The 19,078-nt window shown below is 72.8% G+C and carries 19 protein-coding genes; 6 read left to right on the top strand and 13 right to left on the bottom strand.

The window, feature by feature from the left end:
- Positions 1–107: 107 nt before the first annotated feature.
- Both AOK00_RS10005 and AOK00_RS10000 read right to left on the bottom strand, forming a co-directional pair.
- Positions 108–689, bottom strand: coding sequence for an AAA family ATPase (locus AOK00_RS10005; protein WP_055599947.1), 582 nt, complete (start codon positions 687–689; stop codon positions 108–110).
- A gap of 129 nt (positions 690–818) precedes the next feature.
- Positions 819–1,697: a glycosyltransferase family 2 protein gene (locus AOK00_RS10000; protein WP_173861534.1), complete on the bottom strand. Its 879-nt coding sequence runs from the start codon at positions 1,695–1,697 to the stop codon at positions 819–821.
- A 278-nt stretch (positions 1,698–1,975) separates the two neighbouring features.
- Here AOK00_RS10000 and AOK00_RS09995 point away from each other — a divergent pair, with 278 nt between their 5' ends.
- Positions 1,976–3,223 carry a serine/threonine-protein kinase gene (locus AOK00_RS09995; RefSeq protein ID WP_079041915.1) on the top strand — a complete coding sequence of 416 codons (1,248 nt, stop codon included), beginning with the start codon at positions 1,976–1,978 and terminating at the stop codon, positions 3,221–3,223.
- Between the two features lie 39 nt (positions 3,224–3,262).
- Here the strand turns inward: AOK00_RS09995 and AOK00_RS09990 are convergent, their stop codons facing one another.
- From AOK00_RS09990 to AOK00_RS09980, 3 genes are all read right to left on the bottom strand, one after another.
- Positions 3,263–3,544, bottom strand: coding sequence for a hypothetical protein (locus tag AOK00_RS09990; protein WP_055599944.1), 282 nt, complete (start codon positions 3,542–3,544; stop codon positions 3,263–3,265).
- Between the two features lie 173 nt (positions 3,545–3,717).
- Positions 3,718–4,737 carry a YdcF family protein gene (locus AOK00_RS09985; protein ID WP_055599943.1) on the bottom strand — a complete coding sequence of 340 codons (1,020 nt, stop codon included), beginning with the start codon at positions 4,735–4,737 and terminating at the stop codon, positions 3,718–3,720.
- Between the two features lie 20 nt (positions 4,738–4,757).
- Complete coding sequence (locus AOK00_RS09980; RefSeq protein WP_254047297.1) at positions 4,758–6,260, bottom strand: tetratricopeptide repeat protein; 1,503 nt, start codon at positions 6,258–6,260, stop codon at positions 4,758–4,760.
- Positions 6,261–6,407: 147 nt separating this feature from the next.
- Between AOK00_RS09980 and AOK00_RS09975 the strand changes: the two genes are divergently transcribed.
- Together AOK00_RS09975 and AOK00_RS09970 are read left to right on the top strand one after the other, a co-directional pair.
- Positions 6,408–7,442 (top strand): Lrp/AsnC family transcriptional regulator, encoded by a 1,035-nt coding sequence (locus tag AOK00_RS09975; protein ID WP_055599942.1) that lies wholly within the window; start codon positions 6,408–6,410, stop codon positions 7,440–7,442.
- Between the two features lie 33 nt (positions 7,443–7,475).
- Entirely contained in the window at positions 7,476–7,760 is a 285-nt protein-coding gene (locus tag AOK00_RS09970; RefSeq protein WP_030323482.1) for a DUF6191 domain-containing protein, read from the top strand.
- Between the two features lie 51 nt (positions 7,761–7,811).
- On the opposite strand, the gene AOK00_RS09965 is transcribed toward AOK00_RS09970, so the two are convergent.
- Complete coding sequence (locus AOK00_RS09965; RefSeq protein ID WP_055599941.1) at positions 7,812–8,645, bottom strand: class I SAM-dependent methyltransferase; 834 nt, start codon at positions 8,643–8,645, stop codon at positions 7,812–7,814.
- Positions 8,646–8,707: 62 nt separating this feature from the next.
- On the opposite strand from AOK00_RS09965, the gene AOK00_RS09960 reads away from it, so the two are divergent.
- Positions 8,708–10,552 (top strand): alpha/beta hydrolase family protein, encoded by a 1,845-nt coding sequence (locus tag AOK00_RS09960; RefSeq protein ID WP_055599940.1) that lies wholly within the window; start codon positions 8,708–8,710, stop codon positions 10,550–10,552.
- A gap of 56 nt (positions 10,553–10,608) precedes the next feature.
- Positions 10,609–11,349 carry an SURF1 family protein gene (locus AOK00_RS09955; protein WP_055599939.1) on the top strand — a complete coding sequence of 247 codons (741 nt, stop codon included), beginning with the start codon at positions 10,609–10,611 and terminating at the stop codon, positions 11,347–11,349.
- A 169-nt stretch (positions 11,350–11,518) separates the two neighbouring features.
- Here AOK00_RS09955 and AOK00_RS09950 read toward each other — a convergent pair whose 3' ends face one another.
- The 7 genes from AOK00_RS09950 to AOK00_RS09920 all read right to left on the bottom strand — a co-directional run bounded on the left by AOK00_RS09950 (position 11,519) and on the right by AOK00_RS09920 (position 18,034).
- On the bottom strand, positions 11,519–12,718 hold the full coding sequence (locus AOK00_RS09950; RefSeq protein ID WP_055599938.1) for a hypothetical protein: 1,200 nt from the start codon (positions 12,716–12,718) through the stop codon (positions 11,519–11,521).
- Entirely contained in the window at positions 12,715–13,539 is an 825-nt protein-coding gene (locus tag AOK00_RS09945) for a SigE family RNA polymerase sigma factor (RefSeq protein ID WP_254047296.1), read from the bottom strand. The genes AOK00_RS09950 and AOK00_RS09945 overlap by 4 nt, the downstream gene beginning before the upstream one ends.
- A gap of 261 nt (positions 13,540–13,800) precedes the next feature.
- A complete protein-coding gene (locus tag AOK00_RS09940; RefSeq protein WP_055599937.1) occupies positions 13,801–14,859 on the bottom strand; it encodes an aspartate-semialdehyde dehydrogenase in 1,059 nt (352 codons plus the stop codon).
- Complete coding sequence (locus AOK00_RS09935; protein ID WP_030323500.1) at positions 14,856–16,127, bottom strand: aspartate kinase; 1,272 nt, start codon at positions 16,125–16,127, stop codon at positions 14,856–14,858. Before AOK00_RS09935 ends, AOK00_RS09940 begins: the two co-directional genes overlap by 4 nt.
- Positions 16,128–16,266: 139 nt before the next feature.
- Positions 16,267–16,926 carry a DUF5063 domain-containing protein gene (locus AOK00_RS09930; protein ID WP_055599936.1) on the bottom strand — a complete coding sequence of 220 codons (660 nt, stop codon included), beginning with the start codon at positions 16,924–16,926 and terminating at the stop codon, positions 16,267–16,269.
- 35 nt (positions 16,927–16,961) lie between these two features.
- Positions 16,962–17,561 (bottom strand): recombination mediator RecR, encoded by a 600-nt coding sequence (gene recR / locus AOK00_RS09925; RefSeq protein WP_041662562.1) that lies wholly within the window; start codon positions 17,559–17,561, stop codon positions 16,962–16,964.
- A 137-nt stretch (positions 17,562–17,698) separates the two neighbouring features.
- Positions 17,699–18,034 (bottom strand): YbaB/EbfC family nucleoid-associated protein, encoded by a 336-nt coding sequence (locus AOK00_RS09920; RefSeq protein ID WP_015034576.1) that lies wholly within the window; start codon positions 18,032–18,034, stop codon positions 17,699–17,701.
- A gap of 267 nt (positions 18,035–18,301) precedes the next feature.
- Between AOK00_RS09920 and AOK00_RS09915 the strand changes: the two genes are divergently transcribed.
- Positions 18,302–19,006, top strand: a complete 705-nt coding sequence (locus tag AOK00_RS09915) for an SLATT domain-containing protein (protein ID WP_254047298.1) — start codon at positions 18,302–18,304, stop codon at positions 19,004–19,006.
- Positions 19,007–19,078: the final 72 nt, after the last annotated feature.

The following is a 19,078-nucleotide window of genomic DNA, read 5'->3' as shown; positions in this document are numbered from 1 at the left end:
AATCCCGCCACCCCGACAGCCGTAACACCAGGTGAGGCCGGTACTGATCTCAGTACCGGCCTCACCTGTTTCTGTTCCGGAACGGGGTGCCTCCGGGAGGCGCTCCGTCATCGGATCAGGGCGACGACCGCCGCCTCGATGGGTTCGACGTCGGGAGCATCGCCGTCCGAGGTGTCGCATCCGACGACGGCATCGACCCCATCCGGCGGCTCGAAGATCGACCGCTTCATCTCGCCTCGCCGGAACTGGGACAAGAGCTGTCGGTCGACGGCGCCGCCTTCGGCCGTCCGGGCGCGGAGGCGTTCGTCGATGACCGGTTCACGGGCGACGACGTGAACAGCGAGCACCCGGGCGTCACAGGCGAGCAGCGCGTCCAGCAGCTCGCGCGATAACACGGAGGACTCCACGACGAAGCTCACTCCCGAGGAGGCGAGCAGCCGGGCCGCGTTCACCATCACGGTCTCGGCGCGGAGGCTCAAAGGGCCGCCGGCGACGTGGAAGTCCGGGTCGAACCGAACACCACCGTCCTTCGCGACGGCGGCGGAGGACAGCCCGAGACCGAGCTTGATCTCGTCCCGGGTCAGGAACGCCACGCCGAGGCGGCGCGCCGTCGCGCGGGCGACGGTGGTCTTTCCGGCCCCCGGGGACCCGCATACCGCGACCACGACCGGCCTCTCCCGCATCAGCATCCGCCCGATCCTGCCGAATCCCGGCCGTGCTGTCCACGAGTCGATCATGGTCGGCCGAGCCGTCCCCGGAGCCCCGGAGACGTGCGGGTCACCGGGGCTCCGCGCCCCCGGGGGGCGGCGGCCTCCTTGTCAGATGACCGGTGGGCGGCCCAGGCGGGTCATGTGGCGGACCGTGGACCAGCGCATGGGGTGGCGGGGGCCGCAGGAGCGGCGGACGCCCTCCGCGAAGCCGGCGAACCAGGACGCGAGGCCCGGCAGGGAGCGGGTGCGGGCCAGGGTGAGGAGGGTCCAGACGCCCAGGTAGACGGGGACGAGCAGGGCCGGCAGGTTGCGCTTGGCGAGCCAGACGCGGTTGCGGGCGGTCATCCGGTAGTAGACGGCGTGCCGGGCCGGGCTGGTCTTCGGGTGCTGGAGGAGGAGTTTCGGCTCGTAGACGACCTTCCAGCCCGCGTCGAGGGCGCGCCAGGCCAGGTCGGTCTCCTCGTGGGTGAAGAAGAAGTCCTCCGGCCAGCCGCCGATCTCGTCGAGCATCACCATCGACAGGCCGTGGCCCCCGCCCAGGAAGGTCGTGACCTCCCCGCCGCGCATCGGGTCCTTCGCCCCCAGGCGGGGGACGTGGCGGCGCTGCGTCTCGCCCGTCTCGTCGGCGATGCGGAACGAGACGACGCCGAGGGCGTCGTCCCCCTCGTACAGGTCGGCCAGGCGGCGGAAGACGTCCGTGTCGACGAGCAGCCCGTCGTCGTCGAGGTCCACCAGCACGTCGACGTCGCCGAACGCGCGCAGTGTCTCGATCGCGACGTTCCGGCCCCCGGACACGCCCCGGTTCTCGGGCAGTTCGACGCCGGTCACGCCCTCGGGGAGCTCCGGCAGGGTCCCGGTGCCGTTGCCGACGACCACGATCCGGGTGGCGGCCTCGTCCTGCGCCGCCACGGCGTCGAGCAGCGCCCGCAGCTCGTCGGGGCGCGTGCCCATCGTCAGTACCGCCACGCCCACACGAGGTCGCGCCACGACTCTCTCCGTTCCACGATCACCGGCGTCCGCCGGCACTCATTTCCGGACTCACTCCGGCCCGCGATGCTAACCGTCCGGCGCCACCTTCCGTTCACCCGAGCCTCGGTCGTCGTCCATCGCCCCGCCCGTATCACCGGGGCGGGGGTGCCGGACGTGGGCTTCTTCACGTGGGTCGGCGGACGCCCCGGGGGGAGCGCGGCGAAAGGCGTCGTCCGGCGGCTCTACGCTGGTTCCCTTCCGTCAAGTTGAACGATCGTCGAAGGGGTGGTCTCCAGGTGCTGGTCGCGGACCGATATCGGCTTCATGTGTGTATCGGCCGGGGCGGTATGGGTGAGGTGTGGCAGGCCACCGACGAGGTGCTCGGCCGGGACGTCGCCGTGAAGCTGATGCTGGCGCACGGGACCGACCCCTCCGCCGCCGACCGGTTCCGGCTGGAGGCGCAGACCGCCGCCCGGCTGAGCCACCCGCACGTGGTGGGCGTCTTCGACTTCGGCACCTGGGACGGAAAGCTGTTCCTCGTCATGGAGTTGGTGGAGGGCGACAGCCTCGCCGGCAGTCCGTCCGATCCGCTGCTGCTGCCCGCCGAGCGGGTCGCCGTGGTCGCCGCGCACGCGGCCGCCGGGCTGGCCGCCGCGCACCGGCAGGGTGTCGTGCACCGGGACATCAAGCCGGGGAACCTCCTGGTCGACGCCGACGGGACGGTGAAGCTCGCCGACTTCGGCATCGCCCGCTTCGTCGACGACCCCTCGGGGGCGCTCACGACGACGGGCCAGATCGTCGGCACGGGGCTCTACCTCGCCCCCGAGCGAGCTCTCGGGCAGCCCGCCTCGCCCGCCTCCGACGTGTACTCGCTCGGCTGCGTGCTCTACCAACTCCTCACCGGCCGCCCGCCGTTCCGCGCGGACACCGCCACGGCCCTGCTGTACCAGCACATCGACACCGCCCCGGTGCCGCCCGGCCGGCTCGGGGTGGCTCTGCCGCCCGAGTTCGAGACGTACCTGCTGAGCCTGCTGGCCAAGCAGCCGGAGCAGCGGCCGCCGGCCCAGGCCATCGCGGACTGGTTCTCCTCGGGCGCCTGGCGCGCCTATGCCCGGCCCGTCCCGGCGCAGCCCGGGCCGCACGCCCCGCACCACCCCGCCGGTCTCCCGGCGGGCGTCGCCACCCGCTCCGCGCCGATGCCGGGGACCGGTCAGATGCCGGGAACAGGTCGGATACCGGGGGCCGCGCCCCTGCCCGGCGCCGCGCCCATGCCCGTACCGGCGCCCATGCCCGGACAGGCGCACAGACCCTCGTCCGCGCAGGCGCACAGACCCTCGGCCGCGCAGGCGCACAGACCCTCGGCCGCGCAGGCGCACAGACCCTCGTCCGCCGGGGCGCCCGCCTCCCGGCGACGTGAGCGGCCCGGCAGCACCACGGGCGGGCTCGCGGAGCTCTCCCGGCGGCGCCCCCGCAAGACGGCCGCCGTCGCCGGTGCCATCGCCTTCGTGGTCTTCCTGATCATCGGGATGGCCTGGCTCTCCTGACCCACGGCTCCCGTACGGCCTCGGTGGCACCGGGGCCTCTCAGTACGGCCTGGGCGCCATCACCTGCGGCTCCCCGTCCGCCGTCGCGAGCAGCAGACAGTGCGGTTCGCCCGGCCCCGTGGCGGCCCGTACGGTCACCGTCGTCGGCGGGTCGGTCGGCAGCTCGACCGGGACCGTGACCGGCTGGTCGTCCTTGATCGCGGCATGGCCGGTCTCCTTGCCGTCGACGAGGATCTCGACGACGGACCTGTGCCCGGTCTGGACGGTCGCGGAGACCGAGTGCCCGAGGTGGTCGATGTGGAAGTGGTGCCGTCGGCTCATGGGTGACCTCCGTACCTCCAGAGTAGGTACGGACCCCCGATCCCGCCGCTCCCGCGGTGCACCGGCGCGGAATCACGGCCGGAGTGCGCCCCCACGGGCCCGGTGTTCAGATGGACCGGTACGCCGATCAGCGCCCCCGCGGAACGGAGCACCCCGATGACCGAGCGCCGGACTCAGCGGCTCGCCCACACGAGTGCCCCGAGCAGGATCAGGGTCCCCAGGATCCCGAGGTTGACCACCTTGTACTGGAGGAAGACCGCGGCGAACTCGCGCATGGTCGCGGACGGCCAGAAGTAGGCGGCGGTCGGCGAGCCCACCACCTGGCCGTCCACACCCGCGCGGCGGGCCAGGATCGCGGCCCGGAAGGCGTGGAAGTTGTTGGTGACGATCACGCACGAGGAGCCCGGCCGGTCCCGCTCCATCAGCTCCTTGCTGAAGATCATGTTCTCCTCGGTGGTGCGCGAGCGGTCCTCGCGCACCAGCGCGCCCGGCGGGAACCCGCGCTCGACGAGGTAGTCGGCCATCGCCTGGGACTCGGGCACCTCCTCGTCGGGACCCTGGCCGCCCGAGACGATGAGGACGGGGGCCCCGCCGTCACGCCGCTCGTACGCGGCCAGCCTCTCGTGCACCTCGCGCCCCCGGTCCAGGCGGCTCGCGAGGAGCGGGGGCACCCGGCGGCCGCCGATCAGGCCGGAGCCGAGCACCACGACGTAGTCGGCGTCGCGGCGGATCCTCATCCGGCCGTACAGGAACGCGTAGCCCACGAAGCAGACGAAGAGGAACGAGACGTAGCCGAGGACGAGGAGGAGGGTGACGACGAGGATCTGCAGGGCCCACGAGTCGGTGGCGGCGGCCGTCACCGCCAGGACCATCACGCCGAACATGCCGAGCCCGGCGAGGAGCGAGAGCAGGTTGGACGGGCTTCTGCCCTCCTTGCGGACCATCTTCACGCCGTTCGCGGTGAGCAGCCCCGCGAGGACGACCGGGCCGAGACCGAGCACCAGCAGCCCGCAGATCATCACCGTCTCGGCGACGCCGGGCGGGGCGTCCTCGACCCCGGCGAGCAGCCCGACCCCGAAGAAGGTGACGGCGAGGCCGAGGTGCACGGCGTTGCCGAAGCGGCGCCGGTCCCGTCGTACACCGAGCGCGAAGAACAGCAGGAAGACCGCGGAGACGGCGAAGGCGTACGACATGACGGCATCGTAGGCAGACCTCAGGCCTCCCCCGCCAGGGTGAACAGGCCGCGCCGCGCGCCCTCTTCGTAGGCGTACCGGAGTTCCCGGCCGCCGAGCAGCAACCGGAGCGCCCGCTCGCTCCGGGCCCGGGTCACCACGCAGAACTCGGCGGGCCGGTACGAGGCGTCGAAGACCGAGCTCCGTAACAGGTCCACCGCGCCCAGCAGATGGGCCGCCGCGTCCCGCCTGCCCGCCGACACCCGGATCTGGGCGAGGAGTTCCGCCGCACCGGCCGCGCCCGCCGCCGACCCCATGCGCAGATGTTCCCGGAGCGCCCACCGGGCGTGCTCGGCGGCCCGCTCCAGATCGCCGTCCCAGGCCGCGAGCTCGGCGCGGGCGACGTACGACCAGGCCTCGGCGTACATGTCACGGCCCGACCACGACCACCGGCTCTCGCGGTCCAGGTCGGCCTGGTCGAGGGCCTCCTGCGCGGCCTCCGGGTCCGTACGGCACAGGGCGATCGCGATACCCGCCCAGCACGCGTGCCGGGTCGGGCCGAACTCCGGGTACTCCCCCATCAGCGCGAGGGCCTCCCGGAACTCGTCCGCCGCCGCGCGGGTGCGGCCCTGATAGAGCGCGGTCGAGCCCCGCAGATGGGCGAGGAGCCCCAGGGCTCCGTCGTCCCCGTCCCGTACGGCCGCGGCCCAGGCCCGGACGAGCAGCGGATCCGCCTCCTCCGGGCGGCCCGACTCCAGTTCCAGGAACGCGGCGAGCCACAGGGCGCGGGCCGTCGGCTCCCCGCCGAGCAGGGCGAGGGCGTGCCGCAGCCGGGTCCGGCCCTCGGCGACCCGCCCGCAGACGACCCACAGGAACCACAGCGAGACGGCGATCTCGACGGCGGTGCCCGCCTCGTCGTCCCGTGCGTGCGGCGCGGTCGTCGGGTCCATGGCGGCCGCCAGGTCGGGGAGTTCGCGCAGCGCGAGGTCGCGGGCGTCGAGCTGCCGGCCGCTCTGCCACCAGTCGGCTGCCCGCCGGGCGAGCTTCACGCACCACCGCCGGTGCCGCAGGACGAGTTCCGGGCGGTCGCCGCGTTCGGTGAGCCGGCGGGCGCCCACGGCCCGCATCGGGTGCGGCATCCAGTAGCGGGGGACGTCGTCCTCGCCGGCGAACAGGTCGTCGACGGGAAGGAGGGCGAGCGGCACGAGCCGGTCGAGGACGGCGAGGACCGTCCCCGGGGGCAGCGTCCACGACGCGCACACCTCGTGGACGGCGTCCCGGCCGAAGGCCCCCTCGAAGACGGACAGCCGCTCCCACAGGAGTCGTTCGGCGGGCCCGCAGCGGGCGTATCCGCGCTCGGCGGCGGCGAGCTGGTCGGCGCTCACCGGCTCGCCCCACAGCAGCCGCTCCTCGCTCTCCGGGCCGCCCCACGACGGCCCTTCCTCGTTCACCGGCCCGCCCCACGACGGCCCTTCCTCGCTCACCGGCCCGCCCCCGAGCGGCGGCTCCGCGGTCTCGGGTGGATCCTCGGTCCCCATGCGCATCGCCCCCGTCCTCTCCCCGTGTGTGAGTTGTGCCCGAGTCCATGGCGAACGACCGCCGTTGCGGCTTGAATGCATATGCCTCGGTTCCATCCTGGGGCGCCCCGGAACCCACACCCACGGTTTGCCGGAGATCGACCAGGGAGGGAAATGACGACCGGGGAATCCGTCCTGGGAGAGGCGGATCTTTCGCTGATCCACGCACTGCAGATGGCCCCGCGCGCCAGCTGGACCCAGCTCTCGGCCGTGCTCGGGGCGAGTCCGGACACCCTCGCCCGGCGCTGGGAGCACCTCACGGCCGGAGGGTACGCCTGGAGTTCGCTGCTCGCCGCCCGCCACGGCTCGGACGAGATGCTCTACGCCTGGGTCGAGCTGGAGTGCGCCGCGGGCACCTCCGAGGCCACCGCGACCGAGGTCGCGGGCGATCAGCACACCCTCGGCGTCCACCAGGTGACCGGCGACGCCGACCTCGTCCTGCTCGTGATCAGCCCCGACCTGTACGCCCTCGACGGCTACCTCGCCGGACGCGTACGGCGGCTGCCAGGGGTGCTCCGGTGCCGCACCCAGGTCGTCACCCGGATGCACAACCGCCCGTACCGGTCCCGGATCGAGCAGCTCACCCCGGGTCAGGTCCAGCTCCTCGCGGAACTCACGGGCGGGGACCGGCGGCCACGCGGCGCGCACGCGCGTCCCTTCCCGAACCTCACGGAACTCGACCACCGGCTGATCGCGGAGCTGGCGGGGGACGCCCGCCGCAGCGCCGCCGAACTGGCCCGGCAGTGCGGTACGAGCGAGTCGACGGTACGGCGGAGGCTGGACGCCCTGTCGGCGGGCGGCGCCCTCCACCACCACTGCCTGCCGGCGCCGAGGTTCTCCGGGCGTCCGATGTGGGCGATGGTCACCACCGACGTACCGCCGCTGGAGGTGCCGGCGACCGTGGCGGCGCTCGCCCGGCTGCCCCAGACCCGGCTCGTCACCTCGGTCACCGGCCCGCACAACCTGGCCGTCGCGATGTGGCTCCGCACGGTCGACGAACTGCACGAGGTCACGTCGGCGTTCGTACGGGCCGCCCCGGCGCTGCGGATCGCGGGCACCGCGCTCGCGCTGCGCACCCACAAGATCGGGGCGCAGGTCCTCGGCCCCGACGGGCGGCGGATGCACCACATCCGCCCCGGCACCCCCTGACACGCCCCGTACGGGCGTGGTCTGATGGCCGGTATGGAGTTCGCCGTGTTCGTGACGCTGCCCGGTCTGGTCATCCTGCTGACCGTGATCGCGTTCGCCGATCAGATCCTGCGCATGACCGGCCGCGGGAAGCGCCGCGGGCAGATCTCGTCGACCGGGTTCGAGCAGCTCCACGCCACCTTCTCGCAGGGCAAGCAGAACGAGCTCAAGGAGCGGCAGAGCGCCCTGGTGCTGCGCGACGACGAGGAGGACGGCGCCCCGCCGCACCACTCGACGGTGGACCTCACGGGCGGGCGCGCGGTGATCCGGCTTCCGTGAGCCGCCGGGTACTCGCTCCGGCGGCCGGGGAAGCCGGCCCGGGGAGGCGGCTCAGGCGGCCGGGCGGGTCGCCTTGACCGAGTACATCATCGGGATGCGGGGCCGGTCCGCGGGGAAGCGGTAGTAGCCGTCCTCGTGCCGCTGGAGCGCGCCGTAGCGCGGGTACAGCGAGGCGTCGTGCTCGTGCAGGAACTCGATCCGCAGGCCGGCCCTGGCGAGCGCGGTGACGACCTCGCCGACCGGGTGCACCCATTCCACGGTGCGGTTGTGGACGGTGGCGGCGTCGAGCTCGGCGTACGTGCCCGGGCTGGTGTCCACCCAGGGATCGCGGACGAAGTAGTCGTTCACGACCCGGCTGCCGGTCTCGTCGTCGAGCGAGTCGGTGAGCGGATGGAACTCGGCCACGTAGAGGAAGCCGCCGGGGGCGACCAGCGAGGCGGCGGTCTCCGCCCAGCGCTCGATGTCGGGCAGCCAGTTCAGCGCCCCGCAGCCCGTGTAGACGATGTCGTAGGCGCTGTCCGGGACGGCCTCCGCCGCGTCGTACACATCGGCCGCGACGAAGGCCGCCCGGTCCTGCGTGAGGCCCAGGTCCGCGGCGAGCGAGCGGGCGGTCTCGACGGCCGGCTCGGAGAAGTCCAGGCCGACGACGTGCGAGGCGCCGTGGCGGGCCCAGGAGAGGGTGTCGAGGCCGATGTGGCACTGCAGGTGCAGCAGGGAACGTCCGGTGACGTCGCCGACCTCCGCGAGCTCGAAGTCCCGCAGGGCGTCCTTGCCCGCGCGGAAGGCGTCGAGGTCGTAGAAGTCGCTCGCGGCGTGGATGGGGACGCGCTCGTCCCAGCGTGCGCGGTTGACCTCGTGCCAGTCTTCGGGCGTCGGCGAGTACATGTCCGCGAGGTTATCCACAGGTTGAGGGTGACGCGACCCGATTGTCCGCCGCGCGGAGCATCATGGGTGCCATGACTGAGAGCAAGAACTCCGAGCTCGAGGGCGAGCTCACCGACCCGGCCCCCGCGTGGCAGCGGCGCTTCCGCGCGCCGCGCGTCTCCCTGCCCGAGTGGGCGGAGGAGGCCCCGGACCGCTCGCTCTTCGTGTCGAACGCGACGGGGACGTACGAGCTGTACGCCTGGGACCGGGCGAGCGGGGAGCAGCGCCAGGTCACGGACCGGCCCAACGGCACGACGGACGGCACCCTGTCGCCGGACGGCGCCTGGATCTGGTGGTTCGCGGACACCGACGGGGACGAGTTCGGGGTGTGGATGCGCCAGCCGTTCGGCGGCGGCCCGGACGAGCCGGCCGTGCCCGGCCTGGACGCCTCCTACCCGGCGGGGCTCGCCATCGGCCGGGACGGGACGCTCCTGGTGGGCCGCTCCACGGACGAGGACGGCTCGACGGTCCACCTCGTACGCCCCGGGGCCGACGGCCCGGTCGAGATCTACCGGCACCGGGAGTCGGCCGGGGTCGGCGACCTGTCGTACGACGGCTCCCTGATCGCCGTCGAGCACACCGAGCACGGGGACGCGATGCACTCGGCGCTGCGGGTGCTGCGCTCCTCGGACGCGAGCGTGCTCGCCGAGCTCGACGACACCAAGGGCGGCACGGAGGAGCTGGGGCTCGCGGTCCTCGGCTTCGCGCCCGTGGACGGCGACAGCCGGCTGCTCGTCGGGCACCAGCGGCGCGGCCGCTGGGAGCCGATGATCTGGGACGTGGCGGCGGGCACGGAGACCGATCTCCGGCTCGACCTGCCGGGCGACGTGTCGGCCGAGTGGTACCCGGACGGCTCGGGCCTGCTCATCGTGCACAGCTTCGAGGCCCGCAGCGAGCTGTGGCGGTACGAGATCCACACCGGCGCCCTGGTCCGGGTGGAGACCCCGGCCGGTTCGGTGTCGAGCGCGACGGCCCGGCCGGACGGCAGCGTGGAGTACCTGTGGTCCTCGGCCGCCGAGCCGCCGGTGGTGCGGTCCACGGACGGCGGCGTCGTCCTCGACCCGCCCGGCCCGAAGGCGCCGCCGTCGGTGCCGGTGGAGGACGTGTGGGTGGAGGGCCCGGGCGGCAGGGTCCACGCGCTCGTGCAGCGCCCGGCGGGCGAGGGCCCCTTCCCCACGGTCTTCGAGGTGCACGGCGGCCCCACCTGGCACGACAGCGACGCCTTCGCGTCGGGCCCGGCGGCCTGGGTGGACCACGGGTACGCGGTGGTGCGGGTCAACTACCGGGGCTCCACGGGGTACGGACGGGAGTGGACGGACGCGCTCAAGCACCGGGTCGGTCTGATCGAGCTGGAGGACATCGACGCGGTCCGCGCCTGGGCGGTGGCGAGCGGCCTCGCCGACCCGTCCCGGCTCGTGCTGTCCGGCGGCTCCTGGGGTGGCTATCTGACGCTCCTCGGCATCGGTACGCAGCCGGAGGCCTGGGCGGTCGGGCTCGCCGCGGTCCCCGTCGCGGACTACGTCGCGGCGTACGAGGACGAGATGGAGGCCCTCAAGGCGCTGGACCGGACGCTGCTCGGCGGCTCCCCCGAGGAGGTGCCCGATCGGTACGCGGCCTCGTCGCCGCTGACGTACGTGGACGCGGTGAGGGCCCCGGTGCACATCTCGGCCGGCGTCAACGACCCGCGCTGCCCGATCCGCCAGATCGACAACTACGTCGACCGGCTCAAGGCTCGGGGCGCGGTCCACGAGGTGTACCGCTACGACGCGGGCCACGGCTCGCTGGTGGTGGAGGAGCGGATCAAGCAGGTCGGCCTTGACCTGGCATTCGCCGCGAAGCACCTGGGGGGTGGTCCGGTGGAGAGCTGAGGCGGCCGGGGACCCGGCCGACGGGGGGCCGAGGGCGCTTGCGTACCGTGGGGGGCGTGTACCGGTTCCTGAGAACGCCCCGCTGGTGGGGGATCAACGTCTTCGTCCTGCTGGCGATCCCGTTCTGTGTGTTCATGGGGACCTGGCAGCTGGGCAAGTTCGAGGATCGCGTCGACTCCCACGAGGCGGCCGAGAAGCGACCCGCCGCGAGCGCGCTGAAGGCGGCGCCGCTGGACTCCCTGCTCCCGGTGGACAAGGAGACCTCGGGCCGGTCGGCCGAGGCGCGCGGCACGTTCGGGGAGCAGTTCCTCGTCCCGGACCGTGATCTGGACGGCCGGACCGGCAGCTACGTGCTGACGCTGCTGCGGACGGACGGAGGCAGGTCGCTTCCGGTGGTCCGCGGCTGGGTCCCCACGGGCGCGAAGGTCCCCGCCCCGCCGTCCGGCGAGGTCACGGTCGTGGGCGCGCTCCAGGCCTCGGAGAACGGCGGCACCAAGGGTGTCGCCAAGGCCGGAGGGCTGCCCGAGGGCCAGCTGGGGATGATCAGCGCGGCTGCCCTGGTGAACGTGGTCACGGACGACGTCTACGACGCCTGGATCACGCTCGCCGACTCCCCCGCCGGGCTCACCCCGGTCCCGGCGGCGGCCGCGGCGGGCACGAGCCTGGACGCGAAGGCCTTCCAGAACCTCGGCTACACCGCCGAGTGGTTCGTCTTCGCCGGCTTCGTCCTCTTCATGTGGTTCCGCCTGGTCCGCCGCGAGGCGGAGGCGACCCGCGACGAGGCGCTGGGCCTGTAGGACAGCAGCCGGCGCCACGAGGCGGAGGCAACCGCGACGAGGCGCTGGGCCTGTAGGACAGCAGCCGGCGCCACGAGGCGGAGGCAACCGCGACAAGGCGCCGGGCCTGTAGGTCAGGAGCCGGCGCCGCGAGGCGGAGGCGACCCGCGACGAGGCGCCGGCCTGTTGGTCAGGAGCCGGCCAGGACCCCGGTCCGGTAGATCGTGCCCGCGCAGGCGTTGGGGATGGTCGCCGACGCCGAGGGGCCGCCCGGCTCCGCGACATGGCTGACCAGGACGCTGCCGTCCGCCGGGCCGTCCTCATGGAGCAGCTGGGGCGCGGCGCCGGACCCGGCGCCGGTCTCCGGGCCGGTGCCCGGATCCGTACCGCTCCCTCCGGAGCCCGTGCCCTCGCTGGGGTCGGGGCTGCCCGTGCCGTGGGTCGGGGTGTCCGTCGTCGGCGGTGTGGTCGGCGGCTCGGTCGGCGGCGGCACCGTCGGGGTCGGGGTGGTGGGTGTCGTCGGACAGGTCTCGCTCGGCACCCAGACGAACTTCACCTCGTAGGAGGTGTTCGGCTTCAGGGCCAGCGAGGAGTACTCCTCGGAGGGGTCGGGCAGTCCGCTGCCCCCGTCCCCCGAGGTGTGCCGGATCACCGAGATCCGCGCCGGGTCGGCGGCGCCGCGGGCCTCGAAGCCGACGACTCCGCTGCCGTCCACGATGCACACCCGGTCGGAGATGTTGGCGATGCGGAAGGTGCCGTGCACCTTGCCCTCCCCGTCGGGTCCACCGGCTCCCGCCGAGCTGACGCCGAGCTGCTCCGCCGCGCACGCCGGAAAGGATCCGGGGCGGGCCTCCGCCTCCTGCCGGCCGGTGGAGGACACGCCGGGGCCGGGTCGCTGCGGCTTGCCCGCGGAGCCTTCGGCGGCGCCCTGGCTGGGCGACACGGTGCTCGCGGGGGGTGCGGCGCTCTGGCCGCCCTCGACGCCGGTCTCGGCTCCGGTGCCGCCCTGGGCGTCCTCGCCGTGGCCGGCGTTCACCGGGTTGCCGGCGGCGGAGATGCCGCCGGAGGAGGCGACGTGCACGAAGGCGGGGACGGCGGTGCCGATGAGGACCGCGGCGGCGGCGGCGCCGACGACGGCCTGCCGCTTGCGGGCGCGGCGGGCGGGTACGGCCCGGCGCAGGTGCTCGAGCGAGCCGGCGGAGGGTTCCAGGCCGGACACGGCGCTCTGGAACAGCCGCCGCAGCGCGAGTTCGTCGTCCCCGTCGCCCTCGCCGGGGCCGGGCTCGATGTTCACCATGCGCTGTCCACTCAGGTCGTCACGTTCATCAGGGACGTCGTTCTCGACGCTGTCGTCGCCGTTGTCGACGTCCTTGCCGGGTGCCTCGCTCACGACGTCGCTCCCATCGCGACGCGCAGCGACGCGATGCCCCGCGAACCGTACGCCTTCACCGAACCCAGGGATATCCCGAGCGCCTCGGCGACCTGCACCTCGGTCATGTCCGAGAAGTACCGCAGGGCAAGCACCTCACGCTGCCGCCGCTGGAGTCCGCGCATCGCCTTGATCAGGTCCTCGCGCTCCAGCTGGTCGTACGCGCCCTCCTCCGCGCTGGCCATGTCCGGCATCGGCTTGGACAGCAGTTTGAGTCCGAGGATGCGGCGGCGCAGCGCGGACCGGGAGAGGTTCACGACGGTCTGGCGCAGATAGGCGAGGGTCTTCTCGGGCTCGCGCACCCGCTTGCGGGCCGAATGGACGCGGATGAAGGCCTCCTGGACGACGTCCTCGCAGGAGGCGGTGTCGTCGAGGAGCAGGGCGGCGAGGCCGAGGAGCGACCGGTAGTGGGCGCGGTAGGTCTCGGTCAGGTGGTCGACGGTCGTTCCGGCCGCCGGGGCGCCTTCGGCGCTGGCCCGGGGCGACGGGATGCCGTCGACGGAGCTCGCGCGGGATCCGGTGGGCACGGGGGCGATCACCGGCATGCCGCCGAGCGGGCGCGGGCGGCGGTGGGGAACGACCGCGGTGCCGCGTACGGGAACGACCGCCGTGCCCCGCGCGGGAACGACCGCCGTGCCGCGTACGGGAACGACCGCCGTGCCCCGCGCGGGAACGACCGCCGTGCCGCGTACGGGAACGACGGCGACGCTCCGCGCGGGGAGCACAGCGGTGCCCGCGCCGCACAGCGGAGCGATGGTCGCGATGTCGAGTACGTCTGCCACGCATGTTGGACACGCTTCCCCCCGGCAGGGTTGTACGCGTACGCCACCCTTTTCGACGGTGAGTCGTTTGTCCCCATGCGTAACCGTTCTCCCCCAATACCCCGCTTCACAGCGTGTTCCACGCCACACCGGTGAGCGCACGCAGAGACGCCTCCCACCCAACTACTGGTTGCAGTAAGAGGGAAGAGCATCGTCGACCACGGCATCACCGCAGTTCAAGAGGTATCTGACGCCTATTTGCTCACAGGTCGTTCACAGACCCTACAAATACGTGACAACCGATTCCGCGATCTGGAGGGCGTTGAGGGCGGCGCCCTTGCGCAGGTTGTCGGCGCAGACGAAGAAATCGAGCGCCCGCTCGTCGTCCATGGAGCGCCGTACCCGCCCGACCCAGGCGGGATCGGTGCCGACGACATCGGCGGGGGTGGGGAAGTCGCCCGCGGCGGGGTCGTCGTACAGCACGACCCCGGGCGTGGTGGCGAGGATCTCGTGCGCGCGGTCGAGCGGCACGGGGCGCTCGAAGCGGGCGTGCACGGAGACGGAGTGTCCGGTGACGACGGGCACGCGCACACAGGTGGCGGCGACCCGCAGCGCGGGGAGCGCGAGGATCCGCCGGGTCTCGTCCCGTACGCGCTCCTCCTCCGAGGAGGCTCCGTCGGCGCCTGGCATGCCCGACCAGGGCAGGACGTTGAGCGCGAGGGGTCCGGGGAAGGGCCCGGTGTTCTCGCCGACGGCCCGCCGTACGTCTCCGGGTTGGGTGCCCAGGTCGTCGTGGCCCGCGACCAGGCCGAGCTGGGCGCGGAGCGCGTCGACGCCGGCCTGTCCGGCGCCGGCGCCGCTGGCGGCCTGCTGGGCGGTGACGACCAGTTCGGAGAGCCCGAACTCGGCGTGCAGGGCGCCCACGGCGACGACCAGCGCGAGGGTGGTGCAGCCGGGGCCGGCGACGATGCCGCGGGGGCGTAGGCGCGCCGCGTGGGCGTTGGTCTCGGGGACCACGAGGGGGACGTCGGGGTCCGCGCGGAAGGCGGCGGAGGTGTCCACGACGACGGCGCCCTTGGTGGCGGCGACGGGCGCCCAGCGGGCGGCCACCGCCTCGGGCACCAGGAAGAGCGCCAGGTCGACGCCTTCCAGGGCCTCCTCGCTCAGCGCGAGGACCTCGCACTCCACCCCGCGCACGGCGGCCTTCCGGCCGGCCGAGCGCGGGGAGGCGAGGAGGCGGATCTCGCCCCAGACGTCCGCGTGGTGCGTGAGCATCTGGAGCATCACCGAGCCGACGGCTCCGGTCGCACCGACGACCGCGAGCGTCGGCTTCGACGTCATCGGCCGGTGCCTCCGTAGACGACGGCCTCGTCCGAGTCGCTGTCCAGACCGAAGGCGGTGTGGACGGCGCGCACGGCCTCGTTGACGTCGTCGGCGCGGGTGACGACCGAGATGCGGATCTCGGAGGTCGAGATCAGCTCGATGTTCACGCCCGCGTCGGAGAGCGCGCGGAAGAAGTCCGCGGTGACGCCCGGGTTGGTCTTCATCCCGGCGCCGACCAGGGAGATCTTGCCGATCTGGTCGTCGTAGCGCAGCGAGTCGAAGCCGATCGCGGTCTTCGCCTTCTCCAGGGCGTCGATGGCCTTGCGGCCCTCGGCCTTGGGGAGGGTGAAGGAGATGTCCGTGAGCCCGGTCGAGGCGGCGGACACGTTCTGCACGATCATGTCGATGTTGATCTCGGCGTCCGCGACGGCCCGGAAGATGGCCGCGGCCTCGCCCGGCTTGTCCGGCACGCCGACGACGGTGATCTTCGCCTCGGAGGTGTCGTGGGCGACGCCCGAGATGATGGCCTGCTCCACCTTGCGGTCCCCTTGCGGCTCGTTGCTGACCCAGGTGCCCTGCAGCCCCGAGAAGGACGAGCGGACGTGGATCGGGATGTTGTATCGGCGTGCGTACTCGACGCACCGGTGCAGCAGCACCTTGGAGCCGGAGGCGGCGAGCTCCAGCATGTCCTCGAAGGAGATCCAGTCGATCTTCTTCGCCTTCTTCACCACGCGGGGGTCGGCCGTGAACACACCGTCGACGTCGGTGTAGATCTCGCAGACCTCGGCGTCGAGCGCGGCGGCCAGCGCCACGGCCGTCGTGTCGGAGCCGCCACGACCCAGGGTGGTGATGTCCTTCTTGTCCTGGGACACGCCCTGGAACCCGGCGACGATGGCGATGTTGCCCTCGTCGAGGGCGGTGCGGATCCGGCCCGGCGTGACATCGATGATGCGCGCTTTGTTGTGGACCGAGTCGGTGATGACACCTGCCTGGCTGCCCGTGAACGACTGGGCCTCGTGGCCCAGGTTTTTGATCGCCATGGCCAGCAGGGCCATGGAGATCCGCTCTCCGGCGGTCAGCAGCATGTCGAACTCACGCCCGGCAGGGATCGGGGATACCTGCTCGGCGAGATCGATCAGCTCGTCCGTCGTGTCGCCCATCGCGGAAACCACGACGACCACCTGGTGGCCGTTCTTCTTGGCGTCCACGATTCGCTTGGCGACGCGCTTGATGCCTTCGGCATCGGCAACGGAGGAGCCTCCGTACTTCTGCACGACAAGGCCCACGTGCGCTCCTCGCTCAGTGTGTGCCGCAGCCGGCGCTGCGATCGGCTCAGTCTAACGAGCGACCCGCGAACGCCTACGTGGTATCGGATGCTGAGACGCGGCGCTCACGGAGTGATCAACCAGAGCCGTGCGCAGGCGTTCAGAGGCGCTCGCGCATGCCCAGCGGGGTGCCGATCTCCTCCGCCATGACCCGGCCCGCCTCCTCGGCGAGGTCGTCCTCGGTGAGGTCCTCGTCCGTGTCGAGGCCGTCGAGAGCCGCGAGGGGCTGGTCGAGGCGGACGTGGGCGACGAGGGACTGGAGGGCGCGGAGGGTGGCCGAGGCGGTGGGGCCCCAGTTGGAGAAGTACGAGAACTGCCACCACCACAGGGCCTCGCTGGTGCGGCCGGCCCGGTAGTGGGCCAGGCCGTGGCGGAGGTCGGCGACGATGTCGGCGAGGTTGTCGGAGATGCGGGCCGGGACCGGGGCCTTGCGGGGCTCGTACGGGTCGAAGACCTCGGAGAAGACGTCGACCGGTTCGAGGAGCACGGCGAACCGCTCGCGCAGGTCGTCCATGTCCGGCTCGGGACCCGTGTCCGTCTCGTACCGCTCGTCCGGGACGATGTCCTCGTGCGCGCCGAGTCGCCCGCCCGCGAGGAGCAGCTGCGAGATCTCCAGGAGCAGGAAGGGGACCGCGCTGTCCGGCTCGTCGCCCTTGGCGACCTCGGTGGTCGCGACGATGAAGCTCTCGATGGAGTCGGCGATCTGGACCGCGAAGTCGTCGGGGTTCTGCGTGATCGCGTGCAGCGTGGGGTCAGACATCGAGGAGCCTCCCTGAGAGCGCGCCGGCCCGGTCGTCATACATCTAGCAGCCTCCGTCCCTCGAAGGCACGGCCGAGGGTCACCTCGTCGGCGTACTCGAGGTCGCCGCCGACCGGGAGCCCGCTCGCGAGCCGGGTCACCTTGAGTCCCATGGGCTTGATCATCCGCGCCAGGTACGTCGCGGTGGCCTCGCCCTCCAGGTTCGGGTCGGTCGCGAGGATCAGCTCGGTGACGGTGCCGTCGGCGAGCCGCGCGAGCAGCTCGCGGATGCGGAGGTCGTCCGGGCCGACGCCCTCGATCGGGCTGATCGCGCCGCCGAGGACGTGGTACCGCCCCCGGAACTCGCGGGTCCGCTCGATCGCGACGACGTCCTTCGGCTCCTCGACCACACAGATGACGGTCAGGTCGCGGCGCGGGTCCCGGCAGATGTTGCACTGCTCCTGCTGTGCCACGTTGCCGCAGACCGCGCAGAACCTGACCTTCTCCTTGACCTCCAGGAGCGCGTGCGCGAGACGCCGTACGTCGGTCGGCTCTGCCTGGAGGATGTGGAAGGCGATCCGCTGCGCGCTCTTGGGACCGACGCCGGGCAGTCTGCCCAGTTCGTCGATGAGGTCCTGAACCACGCCTTCGTACACGGAACGCCCTTTCAAGGGAGTGCTTGATTCTTACGGTAGTGGCTTGAAGCGAGCCTAAGAAGCCCACGGGAGCCAGGGGCCGCGCCCGAACGTTCTCGGGCTCGGCGGAGCACTCGGGTCCGGAAGGGCCCTCGGGCTCAGAATCCGAGGCCGGGCATGCCGCCCATGCCCTGCGCCAGCGGGCCGAGCTTGGCCTGCTGGAGCTGCTGCGCGTTGTCGTTGGCGGCCTGCACGGCGGCCACGATCAGGTCGGCGAGCGTCTCGGTGTCCTCCGGGTCGACCGCCTTGGGGTCGATGACCAGGCCGCGCAGCTCGCCGGAGCCGGTCACGGTCGCCTTGACCAGGCCGCCGCCCGCCTGTCCGTCGACCTCGGTCGCCGCCAGCTCCTGCTGGGCGCGGGCGAGGTCCTGCTGCATCTTCTGGGCCTGCTGGAGAAGCTGCTGCATGTTGGGCTGACCACCACCGGGAATCACGGTCACTCCTGAGGTTCGGTACGTCCGTATGTCGGTACGCCGAGCCTACGTGGTCCCCGCCCGCCCTGCTCCACCACTCTTTCGGGTGAGAAACTGCGGGCTCCTCTACCTGATCAAGACCCCCTTGCGGGCGGAAATCCTGGGATTCCGGGCCCACCGCCCACCATTCGGCGGTAGGAAGGGCAGGCACCACGTGCACCGCACGTCACAGAAGGATAAGAGCACTGAGCTGAACAGAGGAGTCCCCCGGTGAGCCAGCAGCCGGAGATGCAGCCACCGGGGTCCCCCGGGGGAGACGTCCACCGCGATCTGACCGGTACGCCGTTCCCCCTGGGCGACTGGGGCGAGCCCGCCGAACGGCTCGACGAGCTGTACCGGTGGGTGGAGTCCAATGCCCTGCGCACCACCGAGTGGTACCTCTCCGACCGCGTCTGGAAGCGCCGCAGCGCCCGGATCCTGCGGATCGGCACGGCCGCCGGGGTGATCGCGGGCGCCGCGCTCCCGCTGCTCGACCTGACCGGCGTCGCGGAGGGCACCGCGGGCTGGGGCTACCTCTCGCTGCTGCTCGGCGCCGCCTGTCTGGCCTGCGACCGGTACTTCGGCCTGACGTCCGGCTGGATAAGGGACGTGGCGACGGCCCAGGCCGTGCAGCGGCGTCTGCAGGCCCTGCAGTTCGACTGGGCCTCGGAGAGCGTCCGGGAGGTCCTGGGCCCCACGGAGGGCACCGCCAGCGAGGCCGCCGAGCGCTGTCTGGGCGTGCTGCGCCGCTTCTCGGAGGACGTGACCGAGCTCGTACGGGCGGAGACCGCGGACTGGATGGTCGAGTTCCGTTCGGGTCCGGCGCCGCTCGCGCTCCAGTCGGTGGGCGTGGTGCCCGCGCGGGCCGAGAGTCATCACCCCTCGGGCCGTTTCCCGCTGCCGCCGGGCACCCGGCCGAACATGCCGCGTCAGCGGCCCCCGGAGGCCCGCTGACGCAGGCCTCCGGGGTCCCTCGGGGCCGCGGGCGCGGGTCGGCCGCTCGGGCCGCGCCCGGACCTCAGCTCA

The organism is Streptomyces aureus, from assembly GCF_001418135.1.
In the GTDB taxonomy this organism is placed as follows: domain Bacteria; phylum Actinomycetota; class Actinomycetes; order Streptomycetales; family Streptomycetaceae; genus Streptomyces; species Streptomyces aureus_A.
Note: the sequence above shows the minus strand (reverse complement) of the source record. Positions and strands in the feature narration are given on the sequence as shown.

What these genes read in the sequence shown, in the direction of transcription:
- AOK00_RS10005 (WP_055599947.1), bottom strand. Translation starts at nt 689, where the DNA reads ATGCTGATGCGGGAGAGGCCGGTCGTGGTCGCGGTATGCGGGTCCCCG.
- AOK00_RS09990 (WP_055599944.1), bottom strand. Translation starts at nt 3,544, where the DNA reads ATGAGCCGACGGCACCACTTCCACATCGACCACCTCGGGCACTCGGTC.
- AOK00_RS09985 (WP_055599943.1), bottom strand. Translation starts at nt 4,737, where the DNA reads ATGTCGTACGCCTTCGCCGTCTCCGCGGTCTTCCTGCTGTTCTTCGCG.
- AOK00_RS09980 (WP_254047297.1), bottom strand. Translation starts at nt 6,260, where the DNA reads ATGCGCATGGGGACCGAGGATCCACCCGAGACCGCGGAGCCGCCGCTC.
- AOK00_RS09975 (WP_055599942.1), top strand. Translation starts at nt 6,408, where the DNA reads ATGACGACCGGGGAATCCGTCCTGGGAGAGGCGGATCTTTCGCTGATC.
- AOK00_RS09970 (WP_030323482.1), top strand. Translation starts at nt 7,476, where the DNA reads ATGGAGTTCGCCGTGTTCGTGACGCTGCCCGGTCTGGTCATCCTGCTG.
- AOK00_RS09965 (WP_055599941.1), bottom strand. Translation starts at nt 8,645, where the DNA reads ATGTACTCGCCGACGCCCGAAGACTGGCACGAGGTCAACCGCGCACGC.
- AOK00_RS09960 (WP_055599940.1), top strand. Translation starts at nt 8,708, where the DNA reads ATGGGTGCCATGACTGAGAGCAAGAACTCCGAGCTCGAGGGCGAGCTC.
- AOK00_RS09940 (WP_055599937.1), bottom strand. Translation starts at nt 14,859, where the DNA reads ATGACGTCGAAGCCGACGCTCGCGGTCGTCGGTGCGACCGGAGCCGTC.
- AOK00_RS09930 (WP_055599936.1), bottom strand. Translation starts at nt 16,926, where the DNA reads ATGTCTGACCCCACGCTGCACGCGATCACGCAGAACCCCGACGACTTC.
- AOK00_RS09915 (WP_254047298.1), top strand. Translation starts at nt 18,302, where the DNA reads ATGCAGCCACCGGGGTCCCCCGGGGGAGACGTCCACCGCGATCTGACC.